This is a genomic window from Micromonospora sp. bgisy143 (assembly GCF_057708145.1).
In genome coordinates, this window is the sequence record NZ_JBYIRN010000016.1 from 110,681 (window position 1) to 123,790 (window position 13,110).

Consider the following 13,110-nt stretch of genomic DNA (forward strand, 5'->3'; position numbering starts at 1 on the left):
CCCGGCGGGTCTCCCCGCCGGAGACCGCCAGAGGTCAGCAGCGGGGCACGTTCGGGATGTAACCGTCGTAGCCGGTGTAGACGTACGCGTCGGCGATGTAGCGGCCACTGCCGATCCGGTCCCAGATCGAGCTGGTGCCGTAGGTCCCGGTGACGGTGGTGCCGCTGGTCTGGCAGGAGATGGTCACCCGGGTGCCGTCGGCGACGGTGCCCACCGAGGCGTACCCCGTGCCGGGGCCGGAGCGGACGGTCAGCGGCGTGCCGCTGGTGTCGACCGTGCCGTTGCCGCTGCCCGACGAGCAACCGTTGCCGCTGGTGTAGGTCTTGGTGCCCCAGTAGAGGGCCAGGGTGCCGTTGAACCGGACCTGGATGTCGTTGCCGTTGAGGCGCTGCTCGTAGTGCAGGTGCGGGCCGGTGGATCCGCCGGTGCTGCCGACCCAGCCGATGACCTTGCCGTACCCGACGGTCTGCCCGACCGAGACGTTGAAGCCGCTCAGGTGGGCGTAGTAGGTCGTGTAACCGCCACCGTGGTCGATCCGGACGTACTTGCCGTAACTGGTGCCGCCGAGGTCGGTGACCCGGTCGACCGTGCCGGGCGCGCTCGCCACCACCGGGTCGCCCTGGTCGTCGGTGCGGTTGAAGTCGACGGCGTACGCCGGGCTGTGGTCCGACCGGGTCTGCCCCGACCAGGACTGACCGCACGGGAACGGCACCTTGAAGGTCGGCGCCGCCAACGCCGGGCTCGCCGGCGCCACGGCCCCTCCGACGAGCAGGCCCGTCACCAACAGGCTGATCCACCGCTTACGCATCCAGCTCCTCCTATGTTCAAAACCTTCGATGAGGTGGCTCTAGCCTGACAGATTTCGCCAATCTCCGGAAGAGCCCGGAGCTGCGGCTGGAAGCGCGCCCAACCGGAGGACACGAGGTTTCGGGATTGTTACTCGCTCGTGTCTGACAGGGGGTGGACCAGACCCGATGCAAGCGCTTACATGTGTGGCACGCCCAATCGGACCGGCGCGGGTCACCAGCGGAGACCACGCCGGCTAGGAAGGAGGACGGCATGGCGGTCTTCACCAGACCACGCCAGGCCTTCGTGATCGCCGGTGTACTCGGGCTGGCGGTCACCGCCACCGCTTGCGGTACCGGCAATGACAAGAAGAGCGACAAAGCGGGCTCTGCGGAGTGTGCCGCGTACGAGAAGTACCAGGGCAACGACGGCAAGAAGGTCTCCATCTACGCGTCCATCCGTGACGCCGAGGCCGACCTGCTCGAGCGTTCCTGGTCGCAGTTCACCGACTGCACCGGCATCGAGATCGCCTACGAGGGCAGCGGCGAGTTCGAGGCGCAGCTCCCCGTCCGGGTCGACGGCGGCAACGCCCCTGACATCGCCTTCGTGCCCCAGCCGGGCCTCGTGAAGCGGTTCGCGGACGCCGGCAAGCTGAAGTCTCTCGGCGCCGACACCAAGGCCATGGCCGAGCAGAACATGCCGGCCGACTGGCTGAAGTACGGCACCGTCAACGGGACGCTCTACGGCGTGCCGCTCGGCGCCAACGTCAAGTCCTTCGTCTGGTACTCCCCCAAGACCTTCAAGGAGAAGGGCTGGGAGGTTCCGACCACCTGGGACCAGCTCATCGCGCTCAGCGACAAGATCGCGGCGAGCGGCATGAAGCCGTGGTGCGTGGGCGTCGAGTCCGGTGACGCCACCGGCTGGCCGGCCACCGACTGGATCGAGGACGTGATCCTGCGGACGCAGGGCCCCGAGGTCTACGACCAGTGGACCACCCACGCCATCCCGTTCAACGACCCGAGGATCGTCGACGCGGTCGACCGCGCCGGCAGCATCCTGAAGAACGAGAAGTACGTCAACGGCGGCTTCGGCGGCGTCAAGAGCATCACCACCACCGCCTTCCAGGAGGCGGGTCTGCCGGTGACCACCGGCAAGTGCGCGATGCACCGGCAGGCGTCGTTCTACGCCAACCAGTTCCCCGAGGGCACCAAGGTGGCCGCGGACGGTGACGCGTTCGCGTTCTACTTCCCGGCCATCGACCCGGCCAAGGGCAAGCCGGTCCTCGGCGCCGGCGAGTTCGTCGTCGCGTACGCCGACCGTCCCGAGGTGCAGGCGGTGCAGACCTACCTCGCCTCCGCCGAGTACGTGAACAGCCGCGCGAAGCTCGGCAACTGGGTCACGGCGAACAACAAGCTGGACATCGCCAACGTGGCCAGCCCGATCGACAAGCTGTCCGTCCAGATCCTCCAGGACAAGACGGGCACCTTCCGCTTCGACGGATCCGACCTGATGCCGGCCGCCGTCGGCGCGGGAACGTTCTGGAAGGGCATGGTCGACTGGCTGAACGGCAAGCAGACCGCCCCGGTGCTCCAGGGCATCGAGAGCAGCTGGCCGAAGTGATCACGGCGGTGGCCCGGTTCGCGTACGCGGACCGGGCCACCGGCCGATCCGGACCCGAGAGGGAGGGTTGATGGAGTTCGACTTCGCCGACGAGCAGCCGAAGCTCCTCATGCTGATGTACGGGCTGGTCGCCTTCGTACTGGTGGTGGGTGGTCTGCTCCTGCTGCTCGACGTCGTGCCAGCCTGGTTCGCCCGACGGCGGGAAGCCCAGCTCGTCGCCGCCTCGGTCAGCGGCACGCCACTGACCCGGCGGCCCAAGCAGCGGGAGGGGCTCTTCGCGCTGTTCTTCCTGCTGCCGACACTGCTGCTGCTCACCATCGGTCTTGTCGTACCGGCCATCCGCACCATGCTGCTCTCCCTGATGAACGGGAGCAGCACCGAATGGGTGGGGCTGCGCAACTACGGCTGGATGTTCTCCGACAGCTCCATGGTCCGGGTCCTGATCAACACCCTGGTCTGGGTGCTCCTGGTCCCGCTGGTGGCGACCGCCTTCGGCCTCATCTACGCCGTACTCGTGGACAAGGCCCGCTTCGAGGCGATCGCCAAGTCCCTGATCTTCCTGCCGATGGCCATCTCGTTCGTCGGCGCGAGCATCATCTGGAAGTTCGTCTACGCGTACCGCGGCGACGGCGACCAGATCGGCCTGCTCAACCAGATCGTCGTCAGCCTCGGCGGTGAGCCGAAGCAGTGGCTGCTCGAATCACCCCTGAACACGCTGCTGCTGATCGTCATCATGGTCTGGATCCAGGCCGGCTTCGCCATGGTGGTGCTCTCCGCGGCGATCAAGGCCATCCCCGGCGACATCGTCGAAGCCGCCCGGCTCGACGGCGTCAGCCCGTGGCAGATGTTCTGGCAGATCACCATGCCGAGCATCCGACCGGCCCTGATCGTCGTGGTGGTGACGCTCACGATCGCCACGCTCAAGGTCTTCGACATCGTCCGGACCTCGACCAACGGCAACTACGACACGAGCGTGATCGCCAGCGAGATGTACAACCAGGCCTTCCGGTACGGCCAGAACGGGCAGGGTTCCGCGCTCGCGGTCTTCCTCTTCATCCTGGTCATCCCGGTTGTGATCTACCAGATCCGCAACCTCCGTCGTCAGCGGGAGGGCTGAGATGACGACCGCAACGCCCACCGTCGCCACCGGCGCCCAGCAGACCGCCGGCACCGCGTCCACCACCGCGGGCCGGGTCCGCAAGCGGTTGAACAGCCGTACCGCGACGCTCGTGTCGATCGTCATCGCGGTGGTCTGGACGATCCCGACCTTCGGCCTGCTCGTCTCCTCCCTCCGACCGGAGGACGAGATCAAGACGACCGGCTGGTGGACGGCGTTCACCAACCCGCAGTTCACCTTCGAGAACTACGAACAGGTCCTCTTCGGGCGGTCCGCGTCGTCGGGGCAGCTCGCCAGCTACTTCATCAACTCGCTGGCGATCACCATTCCGTCGGTGCTCTTCCCACTGGCCTTCGCGTCCCTGGCCGCGTACGCACTCGCGTGGATCAACTTCCGTGGGCGGGACTGGCTCTACATCGCGATCTTCGCGTTGCAGATCGTCCCGCTGCAGATGGCCCTGGTGCCGCTGCTGAAGTTCTTCTCCACCGGCGTCACCCTCGGCGGCGTCACGCTGATGCCGGCCTGGGATCTGGTCGACGAGCAGAAGTTCGCCCAGGTGTGGTTCGCGCACACCTGTTTCGCCCTTCCGTTCGCGGTCTTCCTGCTGCACAACTTCATCTCGCAGCTCCCCGGAGACCTGATGGAGGCGGCCCGGGTCGACGGGGCGACGCACCCGAAGATCTTCCGCACCATCGTGCTGCCGCTGATCACCCCGGCGCTGGCCGCGTTCGGCATCTTCCAGTTCCTCTGGGTCTGGAACGACCTGCTGGTCGCGCTGATCTTCGCCGGTGGCGGCAACGAGACCGCGCCGCTCACGGTCCGGCTGGCCGAGATGGCCGGCACCCGGGGCAACGAGTGGCAACGGCTCACCGCTGGCGCGTTCGTCTCGATCGTTGTACCGCTCGTCGTATTCCTGTCCCTGCAGCGCTTCTTCGTGCGAGGTCTGCTCGCCGGCAGCGTCAAGGGCTGACCCGCTTGCCCGCCGCCGTCCGGCCCCTGAGGGCGGCGGCGGGCGACGGGTACCGAGCGGGGGAACCGTGACGAAGATTGATGATGTCGCCCGGCTGGCCGGAGTCTCCACGGCCACCGTCTCGCGCGCCCTGCGCGGGCTGCCGACGGTCTCGGCCGCCACCCGACGCCGCGTGCTGGCCGCCGCCGAACAGCTCGACTACGCGGTCTCGCCGAGCGCGTCCCGGCTCGCCGGTGGCCGCACCGGCACGGTCGCGGTGGTCGTACCCCGGATCACCCGCTGGTTCTTCAGCACCGTCGTCGAGGCCGTCGAGGAGCACCTGCACCACTCCGGCTACGACCTGCTGCTCTACAACCTCGGTGGTCGGGAGCAGATCCGCCAGCGGGTGCTGCGCACCGCCAACCTGCACAAGCGGGTGGACGCCATCATGCTGGTCGCCACGCCGCTGCGCCCGGCCGACCTGACCGCACTGGCCGCCCTGGACCTGCCCGGGGTGACCATCAGCTCGGGGAGTCGGGTGCCCCACTGGCCCTGCGTACGCATCGACGACGTGGCCGCCGCGCGCATGGCCACCCGGCACCTGCTCGACCTCGGTCACCGGCGGATCGCGCACATCTCCGGCGACCCGGACGACGAACTGGCCTACACGACCCACCTGGACCGACGCCGGGGCTTCCAGGCCGAACTGCGGGCCGCCGGCCTGCGACCCGATCCGAGTCTGGACGTGGAGTCGTCGTTCACCATCGACGGCGGCAACCGGGCCGCCGCCGAACTACTGGCCCGCGGTGAGCCACCGACGGCGATCGTCGCGGCGTGCGACGAGATGGCGATGGGCGCCATGACCGCGCTGCGCGATGCCGGTCTGCGCGTACCGCAGGACGTCAGCGTGGTCGGTATCGACGACCACGACCTCGCCGGCGTGCTGGGCCTCAGCACCGTCGCCCAGCCGGCCGCGGAGCAGGGCCGGCTGGCCGCCCGGATACTGCTCGATCCGCTCGGGGGCCGCACCCTGGGCCCGATCGTCGGTCAACGGACCGCCGACGGCGACTCACCGGTGATCCTGCCCACTCGGCTGGTCGTCCGGGAGTCCACCGCACCGCCCCGGGCACACTGAACCATCAACCACGGCACGACACGGGAGACGACCCTGAACACCGACCCGACGCAGCAGACCGCCACCGGCTGGTGGACCGAGGCCGCCATCTACCAGATCTACCCGCGCTCCTTCGCCGACTCCAACGGCGACGGGATCGGTGACCTGCCGGGCATCACCGCCCGCCTCGACCACCTGGTCGAGCTGGGGGTGGACGCGGTGTGGCTGTCCCCGTTCTATCCGTCGCCGCAGGCCGACGCGGGCTACGACGTGGCCGACTACCGGGACGTCGACCCGCTGTTCGGCAGCCTCGCCGACGCGGACAAGCTGATCGCCGAGGCCCGCTCCCGCGGCCTGCGGGTGATCGTCGACCTGGTCCCCAACCACACCTCCTCGGCGCACCGCTGGTTCCAGGAGGCCCTGGCCGCCGCACCGGGCAGCGCCGAGCGGTCCCGGTACATCTTCCGGGACGGCCTGGGCCCGGCCGGTGAGCAGCCGCCGAACGACTGGCAGAGCGTCTTCGGCGGGCCGGCGTGGACCCGCACGGTCGACCCGGACGGCCAGCCGGGCCAGTGGTACCTGCACCTGTTCGACACCGGCCAGCCGGACCTCAACTGGGACAACCCGGAGGTGCACGCCGAGTTCCTGGATGTGCTGCGGTTCTGGCTCGACCGCGGGGTGGATGGCTTCCGGGTCGACGTGGCGCACGGCCTCATCAAGCAGGCGAACCTGCCCGACTGGCAGGAGCCGCAGGAGATCCTCTCCGGCAACGAGATCGACAAGCCGCGGCCGCCGATGTGGGACCAGGAGGGCGTGCACGAGATCTACCGGCAGTGGCGGCAGGTCCTGGACGGCTACCCCGGCGAACGGGTACTGGTCGCCGAGGCCTGGGTGGAGCCGGCCGAGCGACTGGCCCGCTACGTCCGCCCGGACGAGATGCACCAGGCGTTCAACTTCGAGTACCTGCTCGCCTCGTGGACCGCGCCGGCGCAGTACGCGGTGATCACCCGGTCCCTGGAGGCGACCGACTCGGTGGGCGCGCCGACGACCTGGGTGCTGTCCAACCACGACGTGGTGCGGCACGCCTCCCGGCTCGGCCTGGCGATCGGCGGCGGCCGACCCAACGGCATCGGTATCGGCGACCCGCAGCCGGACGCCGCACTCGGCCTGCGCCGGGCCCGGGCGGCCACCCTGCTGATGCTCGCCCTGCCCGGCTCCGCGTACCTCTACCAGGGCGAGGAACTGGGCCTGCCCGAGCACACCACCATGCCGGACGAGGCCCGGCAGGACCCGACCTGGGCGCGCAGCGGGCACACCCAGCGGGGGCGGGACGGCTGCCGGGTGCCGATCCCGTGGGAGGCGGACGCCCCGTCGTACGGCTTCGGACCGACCGACGCCAGTTGGCTGCCGCAGCCGCCGTCCTGGGCGGAGTACGCGTTGGACCGGCAGCGCGACGTGCCCGGCTCGACGTACGAGCTGTACCGCACGGCGTTGCGGCTGCGCCGCGAACACGGCCTCGGCCGGGGCACCCTCGAGTGGGTGTCCTCCGGTGACGACACCCTGGTGTTCCGCAACGGCGACCTGACCGTGCTGACCAACTTCGGGGACGCCCCGGTACCGGTGCCGCCCGGTGCCGAGGTGCTGGCCACCAGCGCCCCCCTGACCGACCAGGGCGCGATCCCGACCGACGGGACGGTCTGGCTGCGCGGCTGACCTTCTCGATCGACCGCTGCACCGCCCCATCGCCCCCATCGCCCCACCGACCCACCGCTTCCAGCGCGCCGGTTCGGTGGGGCGGTCGCGGGGACCGGGTGTGTGCATCACGCCCTTTGCTCTGCTTCAACCCACGCAACACAAACGGCCGCCGACTGTCGCGTGGGTTGAAGCAGAGCAAAGGTGACGCGGGTACCACCCGGACCCGGGATGGCCCGACGATCGGGTGGTGCGGAGCAGGTCCAGGCCCTCCGGCCGACACAGCCCGGCAGGCCGGCGCGGGCGCACGGCGGCGACTTCAGAGGCGGTCGGCTCGGGTGTGCAGCAGGTCGTGCACGTTGTCGATGTCGGTCGGTGAGCTGCGTGAGGCGAGCCAGTACATGACGCCGGTGGGGATGAAGAAGAGTTGGAACGCGGCCAGTCCGACGGCGAAGTTCAGCGGTGGCGGGAAGGCCGTCCGTAGCGCCTGGAAGGCGACCCCGACCAGTCCGTTGCCGGCCGCCCGGCCGACGCCGTTGACCAGGTTGCCGAGGCTGTAGACGGTCCCCCGGTGCTCCGGCGGGTTCACGTCGGCGATCAACGCGAACCAGTTCGGCGAGTTGGCCGACGTCAACGCGAGCGCCACCACGGCGGTGAGCAGGCTCAACCCCACCGACGGCTCGGTGAACACGCTGGACAGCACCGCGCCGACGACCGCGCCGCCGCTCCCGCCGTCCGGCACGTCGATGGTCACCGGGACGAAGAACAACACCAGGTAGAACGGGAGCGCGGCGAGGATGCCGACCGCCGCGACCATCGCCCGGCCCCGGTGGGTACGCCGCTGCGCCGCGTCGCCGACGAGGCCGCCCACGATGGAGAGCACCCCGCCGAGCTGGAACAGGGTGGCGAAGACGCTGCCGACCACGACGGCGGTCGACTCGGAGTAGCCCTGGGCCTCGGCCCGTTCGGCGAAGAGCCTCGGCAGCCACACCAGTGAGCCGAAGGCGGCCTGCGCGGTCAGCCCCTGCAGGATCAACCACCGGTTGGTCCGCCGGTCCAGGATGCGGGGCAGGTCGGCTCGGCTGATCCGGTAGTCGTACTCGGCCCCGGCGTCCAGCGCGCCGGCCAGTTCCGGCTCGCTCTGGCCGCGTCGGATGTCGTACGTGAACAGGTACGCCAGGGTGGCGGCCAGACCCACCCCGGTCAGCAGCAGGAAGGGCCGTCGCCAGTCGGCCGCCCCGAGCAGCCCACCGACAAGCGTGCCGGCGAGCGTACCGACGCCCTGCGAGAGCCCCCAGAAGCTCATCACCAGCCCGCGTCGGGCCGGTGTGATCAGGTCGGTGACCACCGAGAAGCCCACCGAGCCGACCGCGCCGAGACCGACCGCCGCGACCAGTTGCGCGAGCAGGAAGGTCACGTATCCGCCGGCGAGCGCACTGCCGCCGGTGCCCGCCGCCCAGATCAGGGTGCCCACCATGAGCAGCGGTTTGCGGTTGCCGTGGTCCCCGACGTATGCCCAGCCGACCGCGGCCACCGCGCTGACCAGGAAACTGACGGCGGTTACCAGGCCCAGCAGCCCGGTCGAGGTGTCGAACGTCCGGGCGATCGGCCCGTACAGCGGTGGCACCAGCCCGATCGCCACGTTGTCGAGCGAGGCGAGCACCACGAACACCACCACGCTGTACAGCCGGTGCGCCGGGCCACCGCCCCGGCCGCGCGAGCGTTGCTCCCGCCCGCCACTGGTCACCGTCATGACCCGCAGCCAATCAGACCCGGCCGAGCAGGTCGGCAGGCGGGTGGGCGCCGGTCACCGTTGACCGACGCCCACCCGGTCGATCCGACGCTCAGCGCCGGTCGAGCACCAGGCCGCGGGCAGCGGCGTACTGGTCACGGACGGCGGGGACGGGCTCCGCCGCGTACTCCTCGGTTCCCTTGACGTCCCACTGCGGTGGCGTCGGACCGCCCAGGGCGACCCAGGCGGCCTGACGGGCGGCCCCGTCGGCGACGTACTCCCCGGCGGGTGGGACGACGACCGGGCAGCCGAAGACCTGCGGTGCGATCCGGCGGACCGCGGCCGACCGTGCCCCACCGCCGACCAGGATGACCCGGCGGACGGTGGCCCCCTGCGCGGTCAGCGCGTCCAGACCGTCGGCGAGGGCGCAGAGCATGCCCTCCACGGCGGCCCGGGCCAGGTGCGCGGGGGTCGAGGTACGCAGAGTCAGGCCGTGTACCGCACCGGTGGCCAGCGGACGGTTGGGCGTGCGCTCCCCCTCCAGGTAGGGCACCATGACCAGCCCGTCCGCGCCGGCGGGAGCGGACAGGGCCAGCTCGGCGAGCTCGTCCAGGCTGACACCGAGCATCGTGGCGGCGGCGTCCAGCACCCGGGCGGCGTTGAGCGTGCAGACCAGCGGCAGGAAGCGACCGGACGCGTCGGCGAAGCCGGCCACCGCGCCGCTGTCGTCGGCGGCCGGAACGTCGGCCACGCTGAACACGGTGCCGGAGGTGCCGATCGAGACGACCACGTCGCCCGGCCCGGCGCCGACGCCGAACGCGGCGGCGGCGTTGTCGCCCGTGCCCGCCCCCAGCAGGGCGTCACCCCACTCCCCCGTCAGCCGACCGGCCGACTCGGCCGGACCCAGCACCTCGGGCACCACGAGCTGCCGACCGAACGCCCGTTCCAGCAGGTCCGGACGGTAGCTGCCGGTGGCCGGGGACCAGTAGCCGGTGCCGCTGGCATCCCCCCGGTCGGTGCGCAACGCCGACAGGCCGGGCGCGCCGGCCAGCCGCCAGGTCAGCCAGTCGTGCGGCAGGCACACGGCGGCCACCCGGGCGGCCTGCTCCGGCTCGTGCCGGGCCAGCCAGCGCAGCTTGGTGATGGTGAAGCTCGCCACCGGCACGCTGCCGGTGGCGTCGGCCCAGAAGCGACGCCCGGCCGCGCCGCCGCCGGCCTCCTCGACGAGGTCGGCGGCGGCGTCGGCGGAGCGGGTGTCGTTCCACAGCAGGGCCGGCCGGACCACCCGGCCGGCCTCGTCGAGGCAGACCATGCCGTGCTGCTGGCCGGCGACCGAGACCGCCGCGACGTCGGCCAACCCACCGGCCTCGTCCACGGCGCTACGCAGCGCCTGCCACCAGGCTTCCGGGTCGACCTCGGTGCCGTCCGGGTGCGGCGCCCGGCCCTGCCGGAGCAGGGCACCGGTCTCCGCGTCCCGGACGACCACCTTGCAGGACTGGGTGGACGAGTCAACGCCCGCGACCAGCGGCATGGCGGGGCCTCAGCGGGCGCCGAGCAGGTGCTCGACGGCGAGCTGGTTGAGCCGGACGAAGGCGAAGCCCCGGGCGGCCACCGCGTCCACGTCGACGTCCTCGAACGCGGAACGGTCGGCCAGGAACTCCTCGTAGCCCTCGCCGTCGTTGAGCGTCGGCGTGCTCAGCTCGCCGACCTTGCTGGCGGCCAGCGCCTCGACGACCTCCGGGTCGGCGCGGAACGCCGCGGCGCGCTCCTTGAGCAGCAGGTACGTGCTCATGTTGGCCGCCGCCGACGCCCACACCCCGTCCATGTCCTCGGTACGCGACGGCTTGTAGTCGAAGTGCCGGGGGCCGTCGTAGGTCGGCCCGCCGTTCGGGCCGCCGTTCTCCAGGAGGTCCACCAGGGCGAACGCGTTCATCAGGTCACCGTGACCGAACACCAGGTCCTGGTCGTACTTGATGCCGCGCTGGCCGTTGAGGTCCAGGTGGAACAGCTTGCCCTGCCAGAGCGCCTGGGCGATGCCGTGGGCGTAGTTGAGCCCGGCCATCTGCTCGTGCCCGACCTCCGGGTTGAGGCCGACCAGCTCCGGGTGCTCCAACTGGGAGATGAAGCCGAGCGCGTGCCCGATGGTGGGCAGCAGGATGTCGCCGCGCGGCTCGTTGGGCTTGGGCTCCAGCGCGAACCGCAGGTTGTAGCCCTTGTCGATGGAGTACTGGGTGAGCAGGTTGACGGCCTCGCGGTACCGGTCCAGGGCGGCCTGGACGTCCTTGGCGAGGTCGTACTCGGAACCCTCGCGGCCACCCCACATGACGAAGGTGCTCGCGCCCAGCTCGGCGGCCAGGTCGACCTGGCGCAGCACCTTGCGCAGCGCGAAGCGGCGGACGTCGCGGTCGTTGCTGGTGAAGCCGCCGTCCTTGAAGATCGGGTGGGTGAAGAGGTTGGTGGTGACCATGGGCACCACCAGGCCGGTCTCGTCGAGGGCCTTGCGGAACCGCGCGATGTGCTGGTCCCGGGTGGCGGCGTCCGCGCCGAACGGGATCAGGTCGTCGTCGTGGAAGGTGATGCCGTACGCGCCCAGCTCGGCGAGCCGGTGCACCGCCTCGACGGCGTCGAGCTCGGGGCGGGTCGCGTCGCCGAACGGGTCGCGGGCCTGCCAGCCCACGGTCCAGAGCCCGAAGGAGAATTTGTCGGCGGGGGTGGGACGGGGTGCCATGAGTGACCTCCGGGATGGTGGTGTCAGGTATTTGTTCAGCGATTGAATTATTTGCCCGCCCTATGGCACTGTCAAGGGGTGAGCCCCACCCACGCCCCGGCCGGCGCGGCCCGTCAGGGCAGCCTGCGCGAACTGAACCTCGCCCTGGTCCTCGGCCGGATCGCCGCCGCCGACCGTCCCCCGTCCCGGGCCGACCTGGCCACTGCCACCGGCCTGACCCGGGCCACCGTCTCCGCGGTCGTCGAAGACCTGCTCGCGGGCCATCTGGTCAGCGAGGCCGAGCCGGCGCCCCGGGCCGGCGCCGGCCGTCCGGCCCGGGGACTGGTGCTCGCCGACCAGGGCCCGGCCGGGCTCGGGCTCGAAGTCAACGTCGACTATCTGACGGTATGCGTCGTCGACCTCGCCGGCCAGGTCCGGCACCGCACCGTGCACCGTGCCGACCTGCGACCGGTCGCGCCCGCCGACGCCCTGGCCCGCCTGGTAGACCTGGCCGGGCAGGCCCGCGCCGACGCGGCCCGGCAGGGCCTCACCCTCGCCGGAGCCGCGCTCGCCGTGCCCGGTCTGGTGGACGACTCCGGACAGGTCCGGCTCGCGCCGAACCTCGGCTGGCAGGACGTACCGGTCCCCGAGCTGCTGAGCGCGCACCCACCCCTCACCGATCGGGTACCGGACGTACCGGCCCTGGTGGTGGACAACGAGGCGAACCTCGCCGCGCTCGGCGAGTTGCACTCCCGGCCGCCCGGCCCGGCCAGCTTCCTGCACATCTCCGGCGAGGTCGGCATCGGCGCGGGGATCGTCCTGGACGGCGCGCTGTTCCGGGGCGTACGCGGCTGGAGCGGTGAGATCGGGCACCTGCCGGTCCACCCGCAGGGGCGACCCTGCCGCTGTGGTGGGCGCGGCTGCCTGGAGCAGTACGCCGGCCAGGAGGCGATCGTGGCCGGCGCCGGACTGGTACGGGCGGAGCTTCCCGCCGACACCGCGACCGCCCGCCTGGCCGAGTTGGCCGAGGCCGGCGACCCGGCCGCGCTGCGCGCCCTGAACGACGCCGGCACGGCCCTCGGGGTGGCGGTCGCCGGTGTGGTGAACCTGCTGGACCTGGACACCGTGGTACTCGGCGGCGGGTACGCCCCGCTGGCCCCCTGGCTCTGCCCGCCGGTGCTCGCCGAGATCAAGGCCCGGGTGCTCACCGCCGCCTGGTCACCGGTCACGGTCCGCCCGTCGACCCTCGGGCCGGAGGCCGCCGCCGTGGGCGCGGCCGGCTCGGTGGTACGGCGGATCGTCGCCCGCCCCGCCGGCTGGCTGAACCGCGCCGGCTGACCCCGGGCAACGCGGTCTGGGCGGGCGTCGGTACGGCTCGGTACGCTTGCCGTCG

Annotated in this window: 10 protein-coding genes; 6 read left to right on the forward strand and 4 right to left on the reverse strand. The window is 71.4% G+C overall.

Annotation, left to right across the window (positions count from 1 at the left end; genetic code table 11):
• Positions 1-34: 34 nt before the first annotated feature.
• Entirely contained in the window at positions 35-808 is a 774-nt protein-coding gene (locus AC3EN4_RS19680) for a peptidoglycan DD-metalloendopeptidase family protein (protein ID WP_422736595.1), read from the reverse strand.
• 251 nt (positions 809-1,059) lie between these two features.
• Between AC3EN4_RS19680 and AC3EN4_RS19685 the strand changes: the two genes are divergently transcribed.
• From AC3EN4_RS19685 to AC3EN4_RS19705, 5 genes are all read left to right on the forward strand, one after another.
• A complete protein-coding gene (locus tag AC3EN4_RS19685) occupies positions 1,060-2,406 on the forward strand; it encodes an ABC transporter substrate-binding protein (protein WP_422736596.1) in 1,347 nt (448 codons plus the stop codon).
• A gap of 70 nt (positions 2,407-2,476) precedes the next feature.
• A complete protein-coding gene (locus AC3EN4_RS19690) occupies positions 2,477-3,523 on the forward strand; it encodes a carbohydrate ABC transporter permease (protein WP_435207235.1) in 1,047 nt (348 codons plus the stop codon).
• 1 nt (position 3,524) lies between these two features.
• Positions 3,525-4,493, forward strand: a complete 969-nt coding sequence (locus AC3EN4_RS19695) for a carbohydrate ABC transporter permease (protein WP_435207236.1) — start codon at positions 3,525-3,527, stop codon at positions 4,491-4,493.
• 67 nt (positions 4,494-4,560) lie between these two features.
• Entirely contained in the window at positions 4,561-5,607 is a 1,047-nt protein-coding gene (locus AC3EN4_RS19700) for a LacI family DNA-binding transcriptional regulator (RefSeq protein ID WP_422736599.1), read from the forward strand.
• Positions 5,608-5,640: 33 nt separating this feature from the next.
• Entirely contained in the window at positions 5,641-7,299 is a 1,659-nt protein-coding gene (locus tag AC3EN4_RS19705) for a glycoside hydrolase family 13 protein (protein WP_435207263.1), read from the forward strand.
• 298 nt (positions 7,300-7,597) lie between these two features.
• Here the strand turns inward: AC3EN4_RS19705 and AC3EN4_RS19710 are convergent, their stop codons facing one another.
• From AC3EN4_RS19710 to xylA, 3 genes are all read right to left on the reverse strand, one after another.
• Positions 7,598-9,031: an MFS transporter gene (locus tag AC3EN4_RS19710; RefSeq protein WP_435207237.1), complete on the reverse strand. Its 1,434-nt coding sequence runs from the start codon at positions 9,029-9,031 to the stop codon at positions 7,598-7,600.
• 91 nt (positions 9,032-9,122) lie between these two features.
• The gene (xylB, locus tag AC3EN4_RS19715; protein ID WP_435207238.1) at positions 9,123-10,541 is read right to left on the reverse strand and encodes a xylulokinase; all 1,419 of its coding nucleotides are present in this window, start codon (positions 10,539-10,541) and stop codon (positions 9,123-9,125) included.
• 9 nt (positions 10,542-10,550) lie between these two features.
• Entirely contained in the window at positions 10,551-11,738 is a 1,188-nt protein-coding gene (gene xylA / locus AC3EN4_RS19720; protein ID WP_435207239.1) for a xylose isomerase, read from the reverse strand.
• A 78-nt stretch (positions 11,739-11,816) separates the two neighbouring features.
• Here xylA and AC3EN4_RS19725 point away from each other — a divergent pair, with 78 nt between their 5' ends.
• Positions 11,817-13,055, forward strand: coding sequence for an ROK family transcriptional regulator (locus AC3EN4_RS19725; RefSeq protein WP_435207240.1), 1,239 nt, complete (start codon positions 11,817-11,819; stop codon positions 13,053-13,055).
• The last annotated feature ends 55 nt before the right edge of the window (positions 13,056-13,110 follow it).

Excerpts from the sequence above, each read along its gene's own strand:
- AC3EN4_RS19680 (WP_422736595.1), bottom strand. The coding sequence starts at position 808 with ATGCGTAAGCGGTGGATCAGCCTGTTGGTGACGGGCCTGCTCGTCGGA.
- AC3EN4_RS19685 (WP_422736596.1), top strand. The coding sequence starts at position 1,060 with ATGGCGGTCTTCACCAGACCACGCCAGGCCTTCGTGATCGCCGGTGTA.
- AC3EN4_RS19690 (WP_435207235.1), top strand. The coding sequence starts at position 2,477 with ATGGAGTTCGACTTCGCCGACGAGCAGCCGAAGCTCCTCATGCTGATG.
- AC3EN4_RS19695 (WP_435207236.1), top strand. The coding sequence starts at position 3,525 with ATGACGACCGCAACGCCCACCGTCGCCACCGGCGCCCAGCAGACCGCC.
- AC3EN4_RS19710 (WP_435207237.1), bottom strand. The coding sequence starts at position 9,031 with ATGACGGTGACCAGTGGCGGGCGGGAGCAACGCTCGCGCGGCCGGGGC.
- xylB (WP_435207238.1), bottom strand. The coding sequence starts at position 10,541 with ATGCCGCTGGTCGCGGGCGTTGACTCGTCCACCCAGTCCTGCAAGGTG.
- xylA (WP_435207239.1), bottom strand. The coding sequence starts at position 11,738 with ATGGCACCCCGTCCCACCCCCGCCGACAAATTCTCCTTCGGGCTCTGG.